We start from the raw sequence: 20,046 nt of genomic DNA, 5'->3' as shown, positions 1-20,046 counted from the left end.
GAGTGGGGGTTACGTCCCATTTGCGACGTTCGCCCGCCTGCCCCGCGCACGCCGGGAAAAGCACCCTCAACATTCATGTACAGTTGTTCCCGCAACGCCGACCGGCCAGCGGAAACGCCGACCGGGACGCCGAGCGCTCGTAGCTTAACGGATAGAGCACTTGACTACGGATCAAGAGGTTGCAGGTTCGAATCCTGCCGAGCGCACTCTCTCAGACGGGAGCCAGACATAACGAATGTCCGGCTCCCGTTCTTCGTTTCCGCTGCCGTCCGTGCGCTCCGCCGCCGTGAAGCCGTGGCGTTCGTAGAAGCGGTGGGCCGGGGCGTTGACCTGGAAGGTCCATAGCTCCAGGCCCTCGGGGCGGCGCTGCTTGGCCAGCGCGACGAAGCGGTCGCCCAGGCCCTGGCCCCGGCGTTCCGGGGCCAGGTAGAGCTGGTCGAGGTGGTCTTCCTGGAGGACCAGCACGCCCACGATCGCCCCGGCCTCCCCCTCCGCCACCCATGTCTCGCGCTCGGGCACGACCACATGGCGGAACCACGCCCGTACCTCGTCGTCCGTGTGGGCGCGGCGGACGGCCGGGAGGGCGGCGTCGTACGAGCGCAGCCACACCTCGGCGGCTCCGGCCGCGTCGGCCGGCTCGGCGCGGCGGATGATCACAGTGGTCGTGTCGGTCATAGCGGTCGTGTCGGTCATACGGCGCACCGTCTCAGCCCTACGGGCGTTCGCGCAGCTCTATTTCCCGCGGTCTAGGACGGATGCTGTCCTATTTCCCCTCTACCGTCACCCCCATGAGCAGCAGCGCCCTCCCCCGTATCAGCGACGACGCGCGACGTGCCCGGCTCGGCGGCCGGCATCTTCTGGCGCCCGCGCACCGGGCGGCCACCGTCGAGGAGGTGGCGGACGCGCTCGTCGGGCTGCACGCCAGCGACGCGGCGACCGTGTATCTGTCCGCCTGCGCGCGACTCACCGAGCCGGATCCGGCCGAGGTGGAGCGGGGGCTGTACGACGACGTGACGCTGATCAAGCTGTTGTCGATGCGGCGCACGATCTTCGCCGTGAGCACCGAGGTGGCGCCCTGCGTGGAGTTCTCCACCGCGCGCGGCATCGCCCGGCGCGAGCGGGCCGGGCTGCTGAAGGCGCTCGGGGAGGCGTGGGACGAGCGGCGGCTCGCGGGGGCCGAGAAGGCGGTGCTGGAGGCGCTCGCCGCGCGCGGGGAGGCGACGACGGCCGAACTGGCCAAGGACGTGCCCGCGCTCCAGGAGAAGATCACGACGTCTCCGGGGAAGCCGTACGAGTCGCGGCAGAGCGTGGGCAGCCGGGTGCTGCGGCTGCTGGCGTCGGACGGGCATGTGCGGCGGTCCCGGCCGCGCGGGTCGTGGACGAGCAGCCTCTACGCGTGGGCGCCGGCGCCCCGTATCCCCGAGCTGTCCGAACGCGAGGCCCGGGCGGAGCTGGTGCGGCGGTGGCTCGCCTCGTACGGGCCGTCGGCCGAGGCGGATCTGAAGTGGTGGACGGGCTGGTCGCTGCGCGATGTGCGGGCGGCGCTGGCGGACGTGGGGGCCGTGGGTGTGCGGCTCGCCCAGGGGCCGGGGGTGGCGCTGCCGGACGATCTCGAGCACGTCGAGCCCACCGGTGACTGGGCGGCGCTGCTGCCCGGGCTCGACCCGACGGCCATGGGCTGGCGGGAGCGCGACTGGTATCTGGACCCGGAGCACGTCCCCTTCCTCTTCGACCGTGCGGGGAACATCGGGCCCACGGTGTGGTGGAACGGCCGGATCGTCGGCGGCTGGGCCCAGCGGGCGGACGGCGAGATCGTCTGGCGGGCCCTGACGGACACGGGACGTGACGCGGCCGCCGCCGTCGGGGCCGAGGCCGGGCGGCTGGCCGCGTGGCTGGGGGACGTACGCGTCACGCCCCGGTTCCGTACGCCGCTGGAGCGGGAGCTCGTGCGGTGATCCCGCCGGGCCCTCAGACCTCCGACCGGCGTGTCGGACGCTTGGTCGGCTCGTCCCCGTACGGCGTGGTCATGAACTCCAGCGCGACCGTGCCGCCCGGGTCGCGGAGGTAGAGGCCCCGGCCGCCGTACTCGTGGTTGATCGTGCCCGCGGTCTCGGCCCTCATCAGCGGGTCGGGGTAGTAGGACAGCCCGCGCTCGGTGATCCGGCCGTGGATCGCGTCGAACTCCGCGTCGGTGACGAGGAAGGCGAGGTGGCTGGTGTTGAGGTCGTCCGGCGCCACCAGGTCGTCGCAGAAGTCGATGCCGACGCCGTTGGAGCTGGTGATCTGGGTGAAGTGACCCCAGTCGAGGGGGGCTTCGCCGGCCATGAGCTCGGCGACGAAGGCCGCGGTCTGCCGGCGGTCCTTGACGTGGACGATGATGTGGTTCAACTCGCTTGCCATGACTGCTCCTTGTTCCAATACCGGTGGGACGACGCCGATGGGACGAGGTCGGTGGGACGAGGTCGGTGGGACGAGGTCGGTGGGACGAGGTGGTCAGGAGGTCTGCCGGGCCGGGCGGCCCGGCAGGGCGAGGCCGCCGAGCGCCGCGCACGCGGTGAACGCGGCGGCGAGCAGCAGCCCCCTTCCGTAGCCGGCGGCCAGCGCGGAGGCGACGTCGTGCGCGCCGGAGGCGAGGCGGTCCGCGGTGACGTGCGCGGCGACGGTGCCGACGACGGCGAGGCCGACGGCTCCGCCGACCTGCCGGGAGGTGTTGACGAGCCCCGAGGCGAGCCCGGCCTCCGCGCGGTCGGCCCCGGCGGTCGCGGCCACCGTGGCGGGCATGGTGGCGAGGCCCGTACCGAGGGTGGCCAGCACGAACGGCACCAGGACGTCGGTGGTGTAGCCGCCGCCCGCGTCGACGCGCGAGAGCCAGAGGAAGCCGACCGTGCTGAGGGCCATGCCGCCGACGAGCAGCGGGCGCGGCCCGGTGCGGCCGATGAAGCGGGTGGCTATTCGGGCGCCCAGGATGATCGCGAGGGAGCCGGGCACGAAGCACATGCCCGCGCGGACCGGGCTGTAGTGGAGGACGCGCTGGAAGTAGAGGGAGAGCACGAACCACATCGAGAACATGGCCGCGCCGATGACGACGACGACCGGGTTCGCCGTCGCGACGGTCCGGCGGCGCAGCACCCGCAGCGGTACGAGCGGATGGGCGACGCGGGCCTCGACGGCGACGAAGGCGGCCAGCAGGACGGCGGCGGCCACGAGCGGCCCCCACACCTGCGGCGAGCCCCAGGCGTGGGTCTCGCTGGCGACGATGCCGTAGACGAGGGCGGTGAGCCCGGCGGTCACGGTCACCGCGCCGGGCAGGTCCAGGCGGCGCAGCCCGCCCCCGCCGGAGGCGGCGGCCGGGACGTACACGAGGGCGGCGGCCAGCAGGGCGATGCCTATGGGCACGTTGACGAACAGTACCCAGCGCCAGCCCGCGTACTCGGTGAGGATGCCGCCGATCACGGCGCCCACGGCGCCGCCGGCGGCCATGACGGCGCTCCAGGCGCCCATGGCCCGGGTGCGGGCGGCGGGCTCGGTGAAGGTCGTCATGATCAGGGTGAGGGTGGCGGGCGCGAGGACGGCGCCGCCGACGCCCTGCACCGCGCGGGCGGCGATCAGCAGGCCGCCGTCGGTGGCGAAGCCGCCGGCGAGGGAGGCGCCGGTGAAGGCGGCCACGCCGGTCAGGAAGGCCTTCTTGGTGCCGACGAGGTCGGCGAGCCGGCCGCCGAGGAGCAGCAGCCCGGCGAAACCGAGGGTGTAGGCGTTGACGATCCACTGCTGGCCCGCGCCGTCGAGGTGGAGCTCGGCCCCCATGGACGGCAGCGCCACGTTAACGATCGACACATCGAGGATGACCATGAACTGGGCCACGCAGGCGATGGCCAGGATCGCGGCGGCGGAGCGGGGGGCGGGGGCGGCCGTCGGGCCGTCCTCCGTCCGCTGGGGGGCGGCGGCGGTGTGCATGCGTGCGATCCCACTCCATCGAGAGCATCGAAACTAGAGCGACTACAAAAATATAGCACCTCTACTTCTGCTTGTCCGGCGGTTATTCTTGGCTCCATGACAAAGGCCACGACCAGCGCCGGCAGCCCCTCCACCGGCGCATCGCCCGCCACGGGGATGCGCGGCCGCAAGCGGGAGCGGACCCGCCGGGCCATCTCCGACGCGGCCTTCCGGCTCTTCGCCGAGCAGGGCTTCGAGGCGGCGACGCTCACGCGGATCGCGGCGGAGGCCGATGTGGCGCCGGCGACGGTCTTCACGCACTTCGCGTCGAAGGAGGACATCTTCTTCAGCCGCCGCGAAGAGTTCCGGGAGGGCCTGCCGGAATCGGTGGCCCCGGCCCGGACGGGCGCCGAGCTCATGGCGGGCCTGCGGGAGTTCTACGCCCACGGCATCGAGCTGGTCCTCGACCCGGACCGGCTGGAGACCGGGCGGATCTTCGCCCGGGTACTGCGCGGCAGCCCCGCGCTGATGAGCGGCTATCTGCCGATGGGCCGGGAGCGGCAGCGGCTGCTCACCGAGGCGCTGACGGCACGGGCGCCGCGGGCCAGCCGGGCCGAGCTGGAGCTCTTCGCCGCGCTGGCCGTCGCCGCCGGGGAACGGGCCTACGACGTCCTGCACACCGCCCTCGTGGCGGACGAGCCCGTCGAGCGGGTGCGTGCCGCCGCCACCGAGGCCCTGGACCTGGGCTTCTCCCGGCTCGCCCACGCCTATGAGGGCTCGCACGTCCTCGACGCGGACGCGGAGCCCTCATAGAGTCACGAGCCCTCATAGAGTCACATCGGCGGGTCGTCTCAGCCCGCGACCTTCCACGACAGCTCGCCGCGCAGCCGCTTGGCCAGCTCCGGGTCGCGCACCGCGTCCGTGCGGTCGACCGCCCGGGCCGTCAGCGTGTGCGCGCGGCCGTCGCGGGGGACGCCCACGGCGGCCGGCACGACCGTCGTCTTCCCCCGGAACCAGGCGGCCTCGTGGCCGTCGACGTACCAGTGCACGGTGCTCGTCGCGGCGGGCAGCCGGACGCCCACGCGCGTGCCGCGCCCGACCGATGAACCGGCGGCCGCCGTTCCGTCGGCGGCGGTCAGCACGCTCGCGTGGCGGTAGAAGCCCGCGATCATGGCCTCGCGGCCGGGGAGGTTGAACTCCCGCCCCAGCGACCGCATGATCGAGTTCTCGGTGGGGCGGAAGAGGCCCTTGGGGTAGTAACCGCCGCCCTCGAAGGACCCGACCGTGCCACCGTCCGGCGACGACTGGCCCAGCCAGCGGTACCACTTGGTCCGCTGCGCGGCCATCCGGCCCGCGTCGAGCGTGCTGATGTTGACGTCGCGGGGCTCGGCGCCGGTGTAGGTGCCGTACTCGTCGTACTGGTACTCGTCGGCGAGCTTGCCCAGCGAGTGACCGGTCTCGTGGACGGCGATCTGGTCGGAGCGGTCGTTGTCGGAGGAGGCGGTGGCGATGCCGTCGTAGCCGACCTTGGAGACGACGTCGTTGTAGCCCGCCCCGCCGTACTTGGTGGAGTTGGCGAGCACCACCACGAGATCGGCGGCGGGCGCCTTGGCGGCGTACGACTCGACCTTGCCGGTGTCGACGCACAGCAGCCGCTCGACTCCGTCGCAGAAGAAGCCCGAGCCGAGGGCGGTGTCCCGCTTCACACCCTGCGCCGGGTCGCCCGAGACGCCCGAGTCGCGCGAAACGGCGTCCACGGCCCAGACGTTGAAGAGGTTCCGGTACGAGGCGTAGGGCTCGACCGCCGTCATCTTCGCCCACTTGGCGCGGACGGCCGCGTGGAAGGCGTCCTGCTGGGAGGCGGTGTAGCCGTCGCCGATGAAGACGACGTCGAGCTTGCTGCCGATGGGGCCGTTGTTGACGACCGAGGTCACGGCGCCGTCGCCCTTGACGGCCGGGGCGGCCGGGGCGAGCGAACGGCGCGGGGCGGGGGACGCCGGAACGGTCCTGTGGTGGGGGTGACCGCCGGGCTCGGTGAAGTACTCCACCCGCTGGGTGGGTTTGGGTGCCGGCGTGGCGCCAACGGCGGATGCGTGCGGGGCCGTGGCGGCGAGCGCGGCCGTTAAGGCAGCGCCCGCCACTATGGATATTCGTCTGTACGTGTGCATGGGGGGTTCCTCCCGAACCGAAACCCGCCACGTAAGTGGCGAGTTAAGTCGCGTTAAGGCGCCGCTCAACGTAGAGGCTCAGGAGGTCCATGACAATGGATGTGACGGGAAACGACCGACGTCGCTACCGAGCGGTGGTCAGCACTCGTCCCTGACGAGCCTCAGCAGCCGGTCCAGCACCCTGCGGCCGCTCGCGCGCACGCCGTCGTGCTCGTACTCGTCCGTGACCCACGTCCGCAGCCCCGCGATCGAACGGGCCGTGCGCAGGGAGTGCTCGGTGTCCACATAGAGGTCGTCGTGGTAGACGGCCGCCGCCACCGGCACCGTGTTGCGGGCGAGCCTGTCGGCGTCGTAGAGCGGCGTCCAGCCCTCGCGCTCCGCGAGGAGTTCGGCGGTGCGCCGCAGGGGGCGGAGGGCGGGCTGGGTCTCCAGCATCCAGGGGTGGACGGTCTCGCCGGTGAACAGGAAACGCCCCTCGGGCTCGAAGTGGCGTTCGAACTGCGGGAATTCCGCGCGGACGCGCTCGGCGGACCAGTGCGTCGCGCGCCCGTCCTGGGCATAAATGACCTCATGGAGGAGGGTGTAGAGCGGGCTGGCGGTGCGCGAGAGCACCGCCGCGACCTGCTCGCCGAAGGCGTCCGACAGCCGCGGTCCGGCGGCCGTCGGTACGAAGGCGTCCTCCAGGAGGTAGTGCAGCCGGTGGGAGCCGTCGCCGGTGCCCAGCAGGATGCCGAGCTGCTGGAAGGCCGCCACGGTCAGCACGGAGCCGTCCGGGAGGATCTCCTCCGTCTCCGCCAGGTGCTCGGCTATCCGCCGTGCCACCGCCTCGTCGCCCGGGTAACGGGCGTAGTGGGCCAGCGTCTTGCGCTCCATGCGCGGGTAGGCGGCACGATAGACGGCGTCCGCGTCGCCGTCCAGCGAGGGCAGCCCACCGGTGATCATCACCTCGGACAGTCCCTCCGGCGCGTACGACAGGTAGGTGACCGCGCAGAAGCCGCCGAAGCTCTGCCCGAGGACGCTCCAGGGCCGGTCGCCGGTCAGCAGCGGCCGGATGTACTCGCAGTCGCGGACGATGGAGTCGGCCCGGAAGTGGGCGAGGTACGCGGCCTGCCGCTCGGGAGTGCCGCGCAGGGGCAGGGTCTGCCGGTTGGCGGGGGTGGAGCGGCCGGTGCCGCGCTGGTCGAGCAGGAGGACGCGGTACTCCTGCAGCGCGCGGTCCAGCCAGTTCTCCCGGCCCACGGGCCGGCCGGCGGGGAAGCCCGGCCCGCCCTGGAGGAAGACCAGCCAGGGCAGGTCCTCCCGGACCCGGCCCGCGGCGACGACCTCACGGGCGTAGAGGCGGATCCGCTCCCCGCCCGGACGGGCGTGGTCGAGCGGCACGTCGAAGAAGTGGTCGGTCATGACGAGACCGGGCTGGCGGACCGTGCCCGCCGAGGAACCCCCGATGGGCCCGGTGTTCGCGGTGTCACCGTTTCCGGTGGTCTTCGGTATGGGCGGCACGGACGGCACAGGCGGCACGATTACATCCTCACGTAAGCAGATTTAACGTACGGCTTGGATCACGGCGCAATGTACCGAGGGGCGGAAGTGGCCGAGAACAGCACCCACGGCATACGGGCGGACGAGCCCTCCGACATCGGCCGCCGCGTCCTGCGGCTGCGGACCGAGAAAGGGCTCACCCAGAAGCAACTGGCAGAGCCCGCCTACACGGCGGCGTACATCTCCACCCTGGAGGCCGGCCGGGTCCGGCCCTCCGAGACCGCCCTGCGCCATCTCGCCGGGCGGCTCGGCACCACCGTCGAGGAACTGGCCACCGGCCGGCCGCCCCACCTGGCCACCGAGCTGCGGATGCGGCTGACGGACGCCCGGCGCACCCTGGCCACCGGGGACGCGGAGGACGCCGCCGTGCTCTTCCGCGCCCTGCGCGCCGAGGCGGCCGCGCTCTCACTGGTGAACGAGGAGTCCACGGCCGTCCTCGGGATCGGCGACTGCGCGCTGGAGAGCGGCGACCTCACCGCCGCCCGCGACCTCTTCGCCGAGGCCGAGACGCTCCTCGCCGACCAGCCGCTGCCGCGCCGCGTGCCCGCCCTGCGCGGCCGGGCCGTCGCCCACCTCCTCGCGGGCGAACTGCGCTACGCCTGCTACCTCCTGGAGACCGCGCTCGACGAGCTCAACGCCTCCGGGATGCACGACCCCGACGCCCTGCTCCTCCTCTACACCGCCTCCATCGCGCCCTATATGGACATGGGAGCGCACGCCCGCGCCGCGCACGCCGCCGAGCTCGCGCTGGCGCTCGCGCCCCAGGTGGACGACCCGGCGCTCGTCGCCGCCATGCACCGGGGCGTGGCCCGCAGCCTCATCGCCGAGGGGCGCATCGCCGACGCGGACGCCTCCCTCGCCAAGGCCCAGGAGCTCTACCAGCAGCTGCACATACGGACCGAGCTCGCCCACTGCCACTGGATGCGCGGCTACGTGCACGCGCAGGACGGCAATCTGCGCAAGGCCGAGAGCGAGCTGCGCACCGCCCGCGACATGCTGGCCTCCAAACGTGCCGTGCTGTTCACCGTGCAGGTGGAGGTGGAGCTCGCGGACGTGCTGCGGCGCCGGGGGAAGGCGGCGGAGGCGGCGGAGCTGCTGCGCCCGCTGCTCGCGCCCACGGCGCTCGGCGCCGAGCGGGGCGCCGTCCACGCGGGCGGGGCGCACCGGCTGCTGGGGCTCATCGCGGAGGACCGGGGCGACACGGAGGCCGCCGAGGAGCACTACTGCGCGGCACTGTCCCTGCTGGAACGCACGGGCGCGGCGGGCGACCTCGCGGACCTGTGCCGGCTGCTGGGCGATCTGCTGCGGCGCACGGGGCGGACGGAGGCGGCGCTCGACGCGTACCGGACGGGACTGGGGCACCGGGCGGCGCCGGGGACGACCACGCTGGGGCCGGCACCGAAGGCACCGCCGCAGTGGCCTGCCGGCCGGATCTGAGGACGGTCGGGGGCGGTACGGGGCGGTAGGGGGCCGGTACGTCCGGGGGCTTCGCCCCCAGACGCCCCAGGGAAACACGGACAGGCCGCCGCAGGGGGGGTGCGGCGACCTGCGACCGTGGGCCGCACGCGGCGGTGGCCGGACCGGCGCCCCGCCACCGCATGGTGCAGCATGGACTGCACTCTGCCGCCCGGGCCCCGGAAGGTCCATCCGTCCCGGGTCCCGGTCCACCCCCCGCCGGTCGGCGGGGGTCGTCCGGCCCGCGGGCGGAGCCCTGGGCTCCGGCGGCCGCCGCCGGTACGGCAGGCTGGAGGGGCGGGGCCGCCGACGGCCCCGGTGGACGAGGGAAGAGGTAGCGGACGGTGATCCGTGTGGCGGTGGTGGACGACGAGCAGCTCGTCCGGTCCGGGCTGCGGATGATCCTGGGCACGGCCCCGGACATCGAGGTGGTCGCGGACTGCGGTGGCGGCGAGGCCGTGGCCACCGTCGCCGCGCACGCCCCCGACATCGTGCTCCTCGACATCCGGATGCCGGACGTCGACGGCCTGACGGTGCTGCGCACGCTGCGGGCCGCCCCCGACCCGCCGCGCGTCGCCATGCTCACCACCTTCGACACCGAGGAGTACCTCGCCGCCGCGCTGCGCGCGGGCGCCGCCGGGTTCCTGCTCAAGGACACCGATCCCGAGCAGCTGGTGCGGGCCGTGCGCACGCTCGCCGACGGCGGGAGCGTCCTGGATCCGGGGGTGACCCGCGCGGTCATCGGCGGCTATCTCGCCGCCGAGGCCGAGAGCACCGCCGCCGAGGCCGTACGGGGGCTGACCCCGCGCGAGCGCGAGGTGCTGGGGCTGCTCGGCGCGGGGCTGGCCAATCCGCAGATCGCCGAGCGGATGGGGCTGGCGCCCAGCACGGTCAAGGACCACGTGCGCGCGGTCCTCGGCAAGCTGGGCGGGCTCAACCGCGTCCAGGCCGCGATCGTCGCCGACCGGGCGGGGCTGGTGAGCACGGGCCCGGGCGCGCGCGGAGGGTCCCCCGGGACGGGCGGGGGAAGCGGGGACGGGCGGCCGTGACGATGCCGTGGCGCGCCTCCTTGCCCTCCCGGTTGCCCGACTGGGCGGCGGTGGCGGGGCCCGCGTTGTTCGCGGCCGGGGACGCGCTGCTGGTCAACGGCGTCACTCCCCGGCTCTCACTGTGGGTCTCCCTGCTGGCGTCGGTGGCGCTGCTGTGGCGGCGCCGGTTCCCCGCGCTGGTCTTCCTGGCGACGCTGCCGGGGATGTACTACGCGTACATCTGGATCGCGCCCATGTTCGCGCTCTACACGTTGGCGGTGCGGCGCACGGCCAGGCCGCGCGCCGACAAGTGGCTGCTGGGCGCCGCCGGGCTGCTGATGGCCGCCGCGCAGTTCCTGCCGTACCCGGTGTCCGACCTGGCGCTGGGCGACCGCCGCGAGACGGGGGTCAATCTGCTCGACTCGCTCGTGGTGGCGACCACGCCCATCGCCTTCGGGCTGCTCACCCGCGCCCGCCGGGAGCTGGTCGCCCGGCTCGACGAGCTGACGCGCAGCCGCGCCCGGGAGGACCGGCTGCTGGCGGACCGGGTGCTGGCCACGGAGCGCGCGCGGCTCGCCCGTGAGATGCACGACGTGGTCGCCCACCAGGTCAGCCTGATCAGCCTGCAGGCGGGGGCGGTGCAGATCAGCACCGGGGACGCCACGGCCCGCGAGGGCGCCCGGACGATCCGGGAGCTGTCGGTGCGGACCCTGGACGAACTGCGGCACATGGTGGGCATCCTGCGCGCCGCCGGGGCCGACACCGAGGAGCTCACACCGCAGCCCCGGCTGTCCGACCTGCCCCGGCTGATCGAGCTGAGCGCGCTCGACGTCGCCTTCGAGGACGGCTCCGACCCGGGCGCCGAGCGCCCGGAGGCCGTGGAGCGGGCGGCGTTCCGCACGGTCCAGGAGGCGCTCACCAATGTGCGCAAGCACGCGCCGGGGTCGAAGACGCGGGTGCGGGTCGCGGAGGGGCCGGGGGAGCTGGTGGTCGAGGTCCGCAACGGCCCGGCGGACGCGGCGGCGGTCGCTCCGGAGCTGCCCGGCGGGGGTCACGGCCTGGTGGGGCTGCGCGAACGGGCGCAGAGCCTCGGCGGGACGCTGGAGACGGGTGCGACGGACGAGGGCGGATTCGCCGTACGGGCCTGCTTCCCGCTGACGGATCGCTGACGTCGACGGGACGCCGACGCCGGCGGGGCGCCGAGGTCGACGGATCGCTGAATCACCCGTGCCGGTGCCACGGTCCGGCGGGTTGTTGACGATGCAACCATTCCCCCGTCCGGTGGACGGTGCGGCGGCCTGATGACGGGTCAGGGTGACGCGTCAGGCCGACAGCGGGTCCGTGCTCTCCTCGGTCGCGCTGTCCAGGTCCGGGTAGACCTCGAAGAGCCTGCGCACCCCCAGCGCGGCGAGCACCCTGTTGACGTGGGAGCCGTCCACCGCGCCCTGGGCGGGCAGGATCAGCCGCAGCCGCCCCTGGCAGGAGCGCATCAGCCGGCGGGCGGCGATCAGCACGCCCACGCCGCTGGAGTCGCAGAACCGGACTTCCGCGAGGTCGAGCACCAGACTCCGCCGCCCGTCCGCGACAGCCTCGTGCACGTGCTGCCGCACCGTTGGGGAGGTCACCAGATCCATCTCGCCGCAGACCCGGAGCACGGCCCAGTCCCCCCGGCCGTGCTCCACCACCTTCAACGTCACGCGCTCGAGCCCCTTCACTCGGTCTGTCGTTCCTATGGAATGGACCCTTCCGCGGTATGGCTGCCTGGCGCTTCCCCCGTGCGGCACCGAGTGAAACACCGCGGTCTCGTACGCGGTACAAGCCGACCACTGTTGAGCCTATGCCCAGCTCGAACCCTTCATCCCCATAGATCCGGTCACACCCGCATAACACATCGGCACATTCGTGCACGTACGATCGACCCCGATCGCCATATCCGTGGATCATGCACTTACAGTGACGACCCCAATACCACATGCGACATGGATCGGGCGGCGACTTTCCGGGATTCACCCCAAGCGCTCGTGCGGTGTCGGAGCCGCCCGTTACATTCGGCGTGAGGGCGTACAGCAGTGCGTACGTAAGGGGGCCGGGCCAATGACGAACGACGCGCCACCGCGCTGGGACCGCAGGATGCAGCAGCGCCTCGCGCACGGCGAGGCGGCGGCCCTCGGCGAGCTCTACGACCGTTTCGCCTCACTCGTCCACAGCCTCGCCCACCGCGTCCTGGGCGACGAGACCGGGGCCGACCGCGTCACGCGCGAGGTCTTCGGCCACATCTGGGAGCACCCCGAGGAGTTCGACCCCCGGGAGGGCTCCCTGCGCTCCTGGATCGCCGGCCTGACCCACCGGCACGCCGTCAGCAGACTGCGGCGCACGGAGGCCGACGACGAGCGGCCGACGGCCGAGATCGAGGAGAAGGTGCGCGCCGCGAGCGCCGCCGCCCGCGCGGACTACATCGTCACGTCCATGCCCGCGCCCCTGCGGGCCGCGCTGGATCTCGCCTACTTCCGGCGCCTCGACTACCGCCAGACCGCCGTACGGCTCGGCGTCACCGAGGACGAGGCACGGCGCAGACTCCGGCTGGGCTTACAACTGCTGTCCACGGCCCACGAAGGCCCGCGCGCGGTCTCGCCGCCCGGCGGTGGGGCGGCGCTGCGATGAGCACGGCACCCCGACCGGGCGAGAACGGCGGGCACGGCGTGCCCGGGCCACGCGTCCCCGTGCCGCGCGCCGCCGTGGAGGACGGCGCGGGCTGGGCCGCGACCCCGCTCGTCCGCTCCCACCCGCTGCTCAAGTCACTGCTCGGCGCCTGGGCGCTGGCCGCCTGCTCACCCGAGGAGACCGCCGCCGTCGAGGCCCATCTGACCGACTGCGCGCCCTGCGCCGACGAGGCCGTCCGGCTGCGCGACGCCGTCGCGCTGCTCCACCCCGAGGACAGCCTCGACCTCGACCCGGGGCTGCGCGCCCGGGTACTGGCCGGGGCGCTCAGCCGCAGACCCGCGCGGATACCGGTCCCCGACTGGGCCGCTCCCTACGACGCGGAGGCGTCCCGGCTCGACGCGCTGCTGCGCGACATCGGCGAGGCGGAATGGCGGGCCCCGGTACGGCTCGAGTGGTTCGACGGACGCTCCGCGGCCACCCGCGAGGTGACGGTGGCGGATGTCATCGGCCATCTCACCGCGGTGGACACGGTCGTAGCGGGCGCGCTCGGCCTGGCGGACCCGCTGCGCGGGGCGTCGCCCGAGGAGCGGACGGAGGCCCGGTGGGCGGCGGACGCGGCCGATCGGACGCCCGCGTCGGTCCGGGCCGCGTGGCGCGACCAGGAGCAGGCGCTGATACGGACGGTGTCCTTCGCGGGCGGCGCCGCCGCGGAGCTGCCCGTGGAGTACGGGCCGTTCGCGCTGCCGCTGCGCGACGCCTTCCTGGACCGGGCCTTCGAGTGCTGGACGCACGCCGGGGACATCGCAGAGGCGGTCGACTACCCCTACGCGCCGCCGTCGCCGACCCACCTCAACGGCATGATCGACCTGGCGGCCCGGCTGCTGCCCGGCGCGATAGCCGCCCGGCGCCGCGCCGGCCTCGCACCGCCGGCGCGCACCCTGGTGGCCGCGGGGGCACCGGGTCGTGCGCTCCATCTGGAGATCGAGGGGCGGGGTGGCGGACACTGGTACATCGCCCTGGACTCCCCCGGGGCGACCGGGACACCCGAGGGGGAGGTGGCACATGTGGCGCTGGACGGGGTCGAGTTCTGCCGGCTGGCCGCGGGCCATGTCCCGCCGGAGGAAGCGGCGGTGGGCTCGCTCGGCGACGCGGAAGCCGTGCGCGACGTCCTGTACGCGACGGCATCGCTGTCACGGCTGTGACACGCCACTGACCCGCTCCTGAACCCTCCCCCGGCTCGAAGCCGGGGGAGGGTTCAGGGACGGAGTCACGCGAAGACGACCGTGCGGGTGCCGTTCAGCAGGACGCGGTGCTCGCTGTGCCACTTCACGGCACGGGCCAGCGCCTGGCACTCGACGTCGCGGCCGACGGCGACGAGCTGCTCCGGGGTGACCTGGTGGCCCACCCGCTCGACCTCCTGCTCGATGATCGGGCCCTCGTCGAGGTCGGCCGTCACATAGTGCGCGGTGGCACCGATCAGCTTCACACCGCGCGCGTGCGCCTGGTGGTACGGCTTCGCGCCCTTGAAGCTCGGCAGGAAGGAGTGGTGGATGTTGATGATCCGGCCGGACAGCGCCTTGCAGAGGTCGTCGGAGAGGACCTGCATATAGCGGGCGAGGACGACCAGCTCGACGTTCTCCGCCTGGACGAGCTCCAGCAGCCGCGCCTCGGCCTCCGCCTTGTTCTCCCTCGTCACCGGAATGTGGTGGAAGGGGATGCCGTAGGAGCCGACGAGCTCGGCGAAGTCCGTGTGGTTGGAGACCACCGCGGCGATCTCCACCGGGAGCGCGCCGATCCGGGAGCGGAAGAGCAGGTCGTTGAGGCAGTGCCCGAACTTGGACACCATCAGGACGATGCGCATCTTCTCGTCGGCCCGGTGGATCTGCCAGTCCATCTGGAAGGAGTCCCCGACCGCCGCGAAGCTGGCCCGCAGCTTCTCCAGCGTCACCGGCGCCTCGGCGCCGAAGTGGACGCGCATGAAGAACAGGCCCGTGTCGCGGTCACCGAACTGCTGGCTGTCCTCGATGTTGCAGCCGGTCATGAAGAGATAGCTGGACACCGCGTGGACGATGCCCTGCTTGTCCGGGCAGGAGAGGGTGAGGACGTACTGCTGGGGCTGTTCGGTGGTCATAGCCCAATAGCGTCGCACACCCGGGACCCTGTCAGTACCTCGTCGCGAGCTCCAGCACCGCCAGCGGGGGCGGCGGGGCGTCCGGGTCGTGGCCGTCGCCCAGCGCCATCCGCACATGCGCCTCACGGGCGGCGCGGACGGCCTCCGGCCAGCCGTGGTGCTCCAGATACGCGGACACCGGTGCGTCCGCCCCGACCTGGTGCATGATCCGCAGCACACGCAGTACGGCGACGTCGACGAGCGCGGCCTCTCCCGAGTCCCGGAAGACCGTGCCGACGTATTTCTCGGCCGACCAGTTGTCCAGCCAGGTGTCCTCGACCAGGCGGTAGACGGCGTCGGTCAGATCCCCGTACCCCTCCCGGCCCGCCACCCAGCACTCCTGCTGGAAGACCGGGTCCGAGAGCATGTGCAGCGCCGAGCGCACGTTCGCTCGCCAGCGCCACCACGGCATGTCATTGAGCGGCATACCGCCCATGGTGGTCGAGCGGCGGCCGCGACGGGAAGACTTCTCTGAACCCTGCACAACAATCGATCGTACGTTCCCGTGTGCCGGGCCGGGGCCCGGCCCCGGCTTTCACGGCACCCCGGCGCTCACCGAGCCCGACGATCACAGAGCCCCGGCACTCACAGCTGGGTCCAGTCGTGCGGCGTCAGGCCGTACTGCCGCGCGATCGGGTTCCACAGGTCGGCCGCCTTCTTCTTCGCGGCCGTCGCGTCGGCGCTGGCCCGGTCGCCGTCGACGCTGTCGCGCGTCGGCCGGGCGTGGTCCTTCACACAGCCCTTCTTGTCCTTGGCCTGGCGGGCCCAGGCCGCGTAGTGGCTGTCCGCCGACGCGGACGACTGCCACGCCTTCGTCAGCTGGGCGGTCAGGGCGGCGCTGTTGGACAGCTTGTCCGTGGGCGTCTGCCCCAGCCGGCCGACGAGGGCGTTGCGGTCGCTCGCGGCGGCGGTGAGATCGGCGGCGGACTTGTCGAGGTCCTTGCAGTTCCGGGTGGCGTCCACGGCCTTGATGACCGCGTCCCGGCTGTTGTTGCTGTCCTTCAGCAGCGCGTCCAGCGCCTTGGCCTGCGCCAACGCCGGGTCGTCGGTCTTGGCCGACGGCGAGGGCGTGGCACTGGGGGTGTCCGCGGGCTTGGGCGGGGCGGAGGCGGAGGGGGCGGTCGTCGCGGGGCTCGCGGCGGCGGCGTTCTGCCGGTCGCCGTCGTCGTCCCCGCCGCTGAGCAGCGCGCCCGCGCCGAGTCCGGCGACGGCACAGCCCGCGACGACGGCCGCGACCACCACGGCCGGGGACTTCTTGCGGCCCCCCGGGCGCGGAGCGTCATGGCCGCGGCCCGGCGCCGCCGGGGCACCGGGCATGCCGGGCCCGCCGGGCATCCCCGGACCGCCCCGGTGACCCTGCGGGTTCGCGGGACCCTGCGGGCTGGGATGGCCCTGCGGGCCCGGGGGGTAGCCGTACCCGCCGCCGGCGCCGTGGGACGCCTGCGGCTGCCCGGGAAACGGCCCGGGCACCTGTCCGGGAACGGGAAAGGGCGCGGGCACGGACCCGCCCGGCGGTACGGGCGGCAACTGCTGCGTGGGCGTGGCGGAGCGGAACAGCGTGTCGAACTCGGCGGGCGGCGGCCGCTCCCCGGGCCGGGCCATCACCGAGAAGGGGGTGGCGGGCGTGGGCGTGGAGGTGGTGGGCGCGGCGGGCGGCGGGACGGACGGGGAGCCCGTGGCGGGTGAGGACGCGGCTCCCGGTATTCCCGGTGCCCCCTGCGCTCCGGGCGCGGCTGCCGGCATCGCCCCGGCCGGAGGGACGGGCGGCATGAGGGTGGTCGCCGCCTCGGCGTTCGCCGCGTGCGCGGGGGCGGACTCGTCGTCGCGCTCGTTGACGACGGGCGGGAGGTACTGCGTCGCGGCGGCGGAGTCCGCGCCGGGGACGGGCGGCAGGTACTGCGTGGCCGCCTCGGCGGCCATGGGGCCCGCGTTGCCCGTGACGGGCGGGAGGTACTGGGTGGCGGCCTCGGCACCGGGCCCGGTCATGGGCGGCAGGAAGGCCGTGGCCTCCGCGTCTCCGTGGGCGCCAAAGGCGGCAGGGGCCGCGTGAGCGCCATGACCACCATGACCACCATGACCGCCGTGGCCGCCGTGGCCGCCGTTGCGGTCGTGGCCGCCGTGGCCGTCGAAAGCCGGTGGGTTGCCCGGGTGCGGCGGCAGCAACTGCGTGGCCTCCGCGGCGGATTCGGGTCCGGAGTGTCCAGGACCCGTGCCGGGTATACCGGATATCTCGCGTATCCCCGGTATCTCCGGTATCGCGGGTGCACCGGCCCCGCCGCCCGGCGGCGGGTTCTCCGGCGGGAGAGGGGCACCGGCCGTGGGCCAGGACGTGCCCCAATCGGGGGCAGGCCGAACTGGCGGCGCGGGCGGGGCCGCAGGGCGCTGCGGCTCGTTTCCCTGTCCGCTCTGCGTCACCGGGACTCCTCAGGCTGTAACGGGACTTACGGGACCGGCGGCTCACGCTACCGGGTCCCGCGGCCGGTCGGCCCATGTGCCGCCCGTTCGCCCCGAAACGCCCCCTTGCGCGGGGCAGGAGGGGAGCCCCAGCCCCCCAGCCCCCAGCCCCCCTAGTCTCCCCAGCCCCCCGGTCCCGCGCTGACGCGCGGAACCGGGGTCCGCGGGCGAAGCCCCCGACTACGCCGCCTGCATCTCCATTCGTGCGCCGAACTCCCGTACCACCGGCTCGTCCCGGTACGGCTCCAGCCGCTGCTGGAAGTCGTCCAGGTACTCCGCGCCCCGGTTGGACCTCAGCGAGCCCAGCAGTTCCAGGGCCCGGCTGCCGGTGGCGACCGCCTCCTCCACCTCCCTCTGCTGCACGTGCGCCGTGGCCAGGAGCAGCAGGTCGATCGCCCGCCGGCGGACCCGGCCCGGCGGGTGCGCGGCGAGCGCCTCCTCGGCGTGGCGCCGCGCCGGTTCGGCCTGGCCCAGGTCACGGTGGCAGTGGGCCAGCTCGTCCGAGAGATACGCCTGGTCGAAGTGGCGGATCCACGGCGGCTCGTCCCCCGTTTCCCGGCCGCTGTCGGCGGCTTCGAGCCGGGAGACGGCCCGGCTCGCGACGACCTGGCAGGAGCGCGCGTCGCCGAGCAGCGCGTGGCCGCGCGCCTCGGCGGCGTAGAACATCGCCTCGGCACGGGGCGGTACGTGCCCCCGCGCCCCCTCCTGCGCGGCCTTCGCCAGCTGCGCGATCTCCCGTGGGTTGCCGAGCGACGCGGCGAGGTGGCTCATGCTGGCGGCCAGCACGTATCCCCCGTAGCCCCGGTCGCCGGCCGCCTGGGCGAGCCGCAGCGCCTGGATGTAGTAGCGCTGGGCGAGCCCGGGCTGGCCCGTGTCGACGGCCATGTAGCCGGCGAGCTCCGTCAGCCGGGCCACGGCCGCGAAGAGCTCGCGCCCGACCGCCTCCCGGTAGGAGCCGGCGAGCAGGCCGGAGACGACGCTGTTGAGGTAGTGGACCACCACCGGGCGGACGTGCCCGCTGCCGTAGCGGTGGTCGAGCTCGACGAGGGCCTCCGTGGTGGCCCGGACGGCCTCGACGTCGGCGATGCCGACCCGCGCCCCCGCACTCCGGGCGACCTGCGCGTCGGCGGCGGTGATCAGCCAGTCGCGGCTGGGCTCGACGAGCGCGGAGGACGCCACCGAGGTGCCGCTGAGGAAGTCGCGCCGGCCGACGTCGCTGCGCCACAGCTCGCAGACCTGCTCGATCGCGCCGAGCACGGTCGGGGAGAACTGGAGCCCGACGCCGGAGGCCAGGTTCTTGCCGTTGGCCATGCCGATCTCGTCGATCGTCACCGTGCGGCCCAGCTTGCGGCCGAGGGCCTCGGCGATGACGGCGGGGGCCCGTCCGCGCGGCTGCTGGCCGCGCAGCCAGCGGGCTACGGACGTCTTGTCGTAACGCAGGTCCAGTCCGTGCTCGGCGCCGCACATGTTGACCCGGCGCGCCAACCCGGCGTTGGAGCAGCCGGCTTCCTGGATGAGCGCCTGCAACCGTTCGTTCGGCTGCCGCGCCACAAGTGGCCTCGCGGCCATGCTTTACCCCCTGAGACTGCTGATACCGCTATGCGTTCGCGATGAGTTCCGCCGGATGCGGAACAGCCGGTTCGGCCGTGAACGCTCTCACCCGTGATCTTTGCCCCCTGGATATCCGGAGAATGCAGGACTTGCCGGTATTCGCGCCAATCGCGGTGATCCACGCCTGTAGCCACCGTCTCGGTGGCCTTCGCCGTCAACCGCCGGACAGGTGGCTACCCCTTCGCGGCGGCGAACCTTCGCCTGCGCCCCCGTACATGCATCCGTGCGCCCCGTGTGCTGTTACCGGCAGTTGCAACTAGCCTGTGCCGCTGCCGTAACCCCTGATGTCAAGGGGAGTTGTGTTGAACGTGGAAGAGACCATCGGAGTAGGAGCCCCGCACATTCCCCAACAGCGCGGCGAGCGCGTGCTCGACGCCGCCGTGAGATACGCGGAGGACCGGCACTGGGACGTTTTTCCGGGCACCTGGCTGGAGGCCGTCGGGGGGCGGGAGCGCTGCTCGTGCGGGGAGTACGAGTGCCCCGCGCCCGGCGCCCACCCGGCCCGGCCCGACTGGGCCTCCCAGGCCACGGGGAGCGCGTCCACGGCCCGCCGGATGTGGACCAAGCAGCCCCGCGCCTCGATCCTGCTGCCCACGGGCCGCACCTTCGACGCGCTCGAGGTCTCCGAGTCCGCGGGCTTCCTGGCGCTGGCCCGCATGGAGCGGATGGAGATCCAGCTGGGCCCGGTCACCTGCACGCCCTTCCGCCGGATGCTCTTCTTCGTCCTGCCCGGCGGCTCCGTGAAGGTCGCCGACCACGCCCGCAGGCTCGGCTGGTCCCCCGCCACGCTGGATCTGGTCGCCCATGGCGAGGGCGGCTACGTCGTCGCGCCCCCCACCCGGATCGGCAACCGGGGCCGGGTCCAGTGGGCCCGGCAGCCCACGCCCGCCAACCGCTGGCTGCCGGACGCGGAGGAGCTGGTCAGCGCCCTGGCCTACGCCTGCGGCCGGGGCACCGCCCCGGCGAGCTGCCGCTGACGGGTGGGCCGCGGCTGACCCACCGGCAGCCCGCGAACTCCTGACAAACC

General features: G+C 73.6%; 18 protein-coding genes and 1 tRNA gene. 9 read left to right on the top strand and 10 right to left on the bottom strand.

Annotated elements, in window-relative coordinates; all coding sequences use genetic code 11:
* The first annotated feature begins 133 nt into the window (after positions 1-133).
* Positions 134-206 (top strand) — tRNA-Arg (locus tag ACFYZR_RS04870).
* Here the strand turns inward: ACFYZR_RS04870 and ACFYZR_RS04865 are convergent.
* On the bottom strand, positions 172-693 hold the full coding sequence (locus tag ACFYZR_RS04865) for a GNAT family N-acetyltransferase (RefSeq protein ID WP_391905067.1): 522 nt from the start codon (positions 691-693) through the stop codon (positions 172-174). The genes ACFYZR_RS04870 and ACFYZR_RS04865 overlap by 35 nt on opposite strands.
* 95 nt (positions 694-788) lie before the next feature.
* On the opposite strand from ACFYZR_RS04865, the gene ACFYZR_RS04860 reads away from it, so the two are divergent.
* The gene (locus tag ACFYZR_RS04860) at positions 789-1,955 is read left to right on the top strand and encodes a winged helix DNA-binding domain-containing protein (RefSeq protein WP_391905064.1); all 1,167 of its coding nucleotides are present in this window, start codon (positions 789-791) and stop codon (positions 1,953-1,955) included.
* A gap of 13 nt (positions 1,956-1,968) precedes the next feature.
* Here ACFYZR_RS04860 and ACFYZR_RS04855 read toward each other — a convergent pair whose 3' ends face one another.
* Both ACFYZR_RS04855 and ACFYZR_RS04850 read right to left on the bottom strand, forming a co-directional pair.
* Complete coding sequence (locus tag ACFYZR_RS04855; protein ID WP_391905061.1) at positions 1,969-2,400, bottom strand: VOC family protein; 432 nt, start codon at positions 2,398-2,400, stop codon at positions 1,969-1,971.
* Positions 2,401-2,493: 93 nt separating this feature from the next.
* Positions 2,494-3,954 carry an MFS transporter gene (locus ACFYZR_RS04850; protein WP_391905058.1) on the bottom strand — a complete coding sequence of 487 codons (1,461 nt, stop codon included), beginning with the start codon at positions 3,952-3,954 and terminating at the stop codon, positions 2,494-2,496.
* 96 nt (positions 3,955-4,050) lie between these two features.
* Here ACFYZR_RS04850 and ACFYZR_RS04845 point away from each other — a divergent pair, with 96 nt between their 5' ends.
* Entirely contained in the window at positions 4,051-4,746 is a 696-nt protein-coding gene (locus tag ACFYZR_RS04845) for a TetR/AcrR family transcriptional regulator (RefSeq protein WP_391905055.1), read from the top strand.
* A gap of 38 nt (positions 4,747-4,784) precedes the next feature.
* Here ACFYZR_RS04845 and ACFYZR_RS04840 read toward each other — a convergent pair whose 3' ends face one another.
* Positions 4,785-6,101 (bottom strand): M64 family metallopeptidase, encoded by a 1,317-nt coding sequence (locus ACFYZR_RS04840; RefSeq protein ID WP_391905052.1) that lies wholly within the window; start codon positions 6,099-6,101, stop codon positions 4,785-4,787.
* A 138-nt stretch (positions 6,102-6,239) separates the two neighbouring features.
* Positions 6,240-7,502, bottom strand: coding sequence for an alpha/beta fold hydrolase (locus ACFYZR_RS04835; RefSeq protein ID WP_391906011.1), 1,263 nt, complete (start codon positions 7,500-7,502; stop codon positions 6,240-6,242).
* A 186-nt stretch (positions 7,503-7,688) separates the two neighbouring features.
* On the opposite strand from ACFYZR_RS04835, the gene ACFYZR_RS04830 reads away from it, so the two are divergent.
* From ACFYZR_RS04830 to ACFYZR_RS04820, 3 genes are all read left to right on the top strand, one after another.
* Positions 7,689-9,077: a helix-turn-helix domain-containing protein gene (locus ACFYZR_RS04830; protein ID WP_391905049.1), complete on the top strand. Its 1,389-nt coding sequence runs from the start codon at positions 7,689-7,691 to the stop codon at positions 9,075-9,077.
* 362 nt (positions 9,078-9,439) lie between these two features.
* On the top strand, positions 9,440-10,144 hold the full coding sequence (locus ACFYZR_RS04825) for a response regulator (RefSeq protein WP_391905046.1): 705 nt from the start codon (positions 9,440-9,442) through the stop codon (positions 10,142-10,144).
* A 2-nt stretch (positions 10,145-10,146) separates the two neighbouring features.
* Complete coding sequence (locus ACFYZR_RS04820; RefSeq protein ID WP_391906008.1) at positions 10,147-11,292, top strand: sensor histidine kinase; 1,146 nt, start codon at positions 10,147-10,149, stop codon at positions 11,290-11,292.
* A 153-nt stretch (positions 11,293-11,445) separates the two neighbouring features.
* Here ACFYZR_RS04820 and ACFYZR_RS04815 read toward each other — a convergent pair whose 3' ends face one another.
* Positions 11,446-11,820 carry an STAS domain-containing protein gene (locus tag ACFYZR_RS04815; protein ID WP_391905044.1) on the bottom strand — a complete coding sequence of 125 codons (375 nt, stop codon included), beginning with the start codon at positions 11,818-11,820 and terminating at the stop codon, positions 11,446-11,448.
* Between the two features lie 397 nt (positions 11,821-12,217).
* Here ACFYZR_RS04815 and ACFYZR_RS04810 point away from each other — a divergent pair, with 397 nt between their 5' ends.
* The gene (locus tag ACFYZR_RS04810) at positions 12,218-12,784 is read left to right on the top strand and encodes a sigma-70 family RNA polymerase sigma factor (protein ID WP_391905041.1); all 567 of its coding nucleotides are present in this window, start codon (positions 12,218-12,220) and stop codon (positions 12,782-12,784) included.
* On the top strand, positions 12,781-13,986 hold the full coding sequence (locus ACFYZR_RS04805) for a maleylpyruvate isomerase N-terminal domain-containing protein (protein ID WP_391905039.1): 1,206 nt from the start codon (positions 12,781-12,783) through the stop codon (positions 13,984-13,986). Before ACFYZR_RS04810 ends, ACFYZR_RS04805 begins: the two co-directional genes overlap by 4 nt.
* 65 nt (positions 13,987-14,051) lie before the next feature.
* Here ACFYZR_RS04805 and purU read toward each other — a convergent pair whose 3' ends face one another.
* The 4 genes from purU to ACFYZR_RS04785 form a co-directional block, all read right to left on the bottom strand.
* Positions 14,052-14,915, bottom strand: a complete 864-nt coding sequence (gene purU, locus ACFYZR_RS04800) for a formyltetrahydrofolate deformylase (RefSeq protein WP_391905036.1) — start codon at positions 14,913-14,915, stop codon at positions 14,052-14,054.
* Positions 14,916-14,946: 31 nt separating this feature from the next.
* A complete protein-coding gene (locus tag ACFYZR_RS04795) occupies positions 14,947-15,390 on the bottom strand; it encodes a hypothetical protein (RefSeq protein WP_391906005.1) in 444 nt (147 codons plus the stop codon).
* A gap of 149 nt (positions 15,391-15,539) precedes the next feature.
* A complete protein-coding gene (locus ACFYZR_RS04790; RefSeq protein WP_391905034.1) occupies positions 15,540-16,940 on the bottom strand; it encodes a hypothetical protein in 1,401 nt (466 codons plus the stop codon).
* A 648-nt stretch (positions 16,941-17,588) separates the two neighbouring features.
* On the bottom strand, positions 17,589-18,977 hold the full coding sequence (locus ACFYZR_RS04785; protein WP_391905030.1) for a transcriptional regulator: 1,389 nt from the start codon (positions 18,975-18,977) through the stop codon (positions 17,589-17,591).
* 350 nt (positions 18,978-19,327) lie between these two features.
* Here ACFYZR_RS04785 and ACFYZR_RS04780 point away from each other — a divergent pair, with 350 nt between their 5' ends.
* Positions 19,328-19,996 carry a bifunctional DNA primase/polymerase gene (locus tag ACFYZR_RS04780; RefSeq protein ID WP_391905028.1) on the top strand — a complete coding sequence of 223 codons (669 nt, stop codon included), beginning with the start codon at positions 19,328-19,330 and terminating at the stop codon, positions 19,994-19,996.
* The last annotated feature ends 50 nt before the right edge of the window (positions 19,997-20,046 follow it).

Source organism: Streptomyces sp. NPDC001678 (genome assembly GCF_042892945.1).
Classification (GTDB): Bacteria; Actinomycetota; Actinomycetes; order Streptomycetales; family Streptomycetaceae; genus Streptomyces.
Note: the sequence above shows the minus strand (reverse complement) of the source record. Positions and strands in the feature narration are given on the sequence as shown.

Bases quoted from the DNA above. Each gene is read 5' to 3' on its own strand.
- ACFYZR_RS04865 (WP_391905067.1), bottom strand. From the start codon at position 693: ATGACCGACACGACCGCTATGACCGACACGACCACTGTGATCATCCGC.
- ACFYZR_RS04860 (WP_391905064.1), top strand. From the start codon at position 789: ATGAGCAGCAGCGCCCTCCCCCGTATCAGCGACGACGCGCGACGTGCC.
- ACFYZR_RS04855 (WP_391905061.1), bottom strand. From the start codon at position 2,400: ATGGCAAGCGAGTTGAACCACATCATCGTCCACGTCAAGGACCGCCGG.
- ACFYZR_RS04850 (WP_391905058.1), bottom strand. From the start codon at position 3,954: ATGCACACCGCCGCCGCCCCCCAGCGGACGGAGGACGGCCCGACGGCC.
- ACFYZR_RS04845 (WP_391905055.1), top strand. From the start codon at position 4,051: ATGACAAAGGCCACGACCAGCGCCGGCAGCCCCTCCACCGGCGCATCG.
- ACFYZR_RS04840 (WP_391905052.1), bottom strand. From the start codon at position 6,101: ATGCACACGTACAGACGAATATCCATAGTGGCGGGCGCTGCCTTAACG.
- ACFYZR_RS04835 (WP_391906011.1), bottom strand. From the start codon at position 7,502: ATGACCGACCACTTCTTCGACGTGCCGCTCGACCACGCCCGTCCGGGC.
- ACFYZR_RS04820 (WP_391906008.1), top strand. From the start codon at position 10,147: ATGCCGTGGCGCGCCTCCTTGCCCTCCCGGTTGCCCGACTGGGCGGCG.
- ACFYZR_RS04810 (WP_391905041.1), top strand. From the start codon at position 12,218: ATGACGAACGACGCGCCACCGCGCTGGGACCGCAGGATGCAGCAGCGC.
- ACFYZR_RS04805 (WP_391905039.1), top strand. From the start codon at position 12,781: ATGAGCACGGCACCCCGACCGGGCGAGAACGGCGGGCACGGCGTGCCC.
- purU (WP_391905036.1), bottom strand. From the start codon at position 14,915: ATGACCACCGAACAGCCCCAGCAGTACGTCCTCACCCTCTCCTGCCCG.
- ACFYZR_RS04795 (WP_391906005.1), bottom strand. From the start codon at position 15,390: ATGGGCGGTATGCCGCTCAATGACATGCCGTGGTGGCGCTGGCGAGCG.
- ACFYZR_RS04790 (WP_391905034.1), bottom strand. From the start codon at position 16,940: ATGACCGGGCCCGGTGCCGAGGCCGCCACCCAGTACCTCCCGCCCGTC.
- ACFYZR_RS04785 (WP_391905030.1), bottom strand. From the start codon at position 18,977: ATGGCCGCGAGGCCACTTGTGGCGCGGCAGCCGAACGAACGGTTGCAG.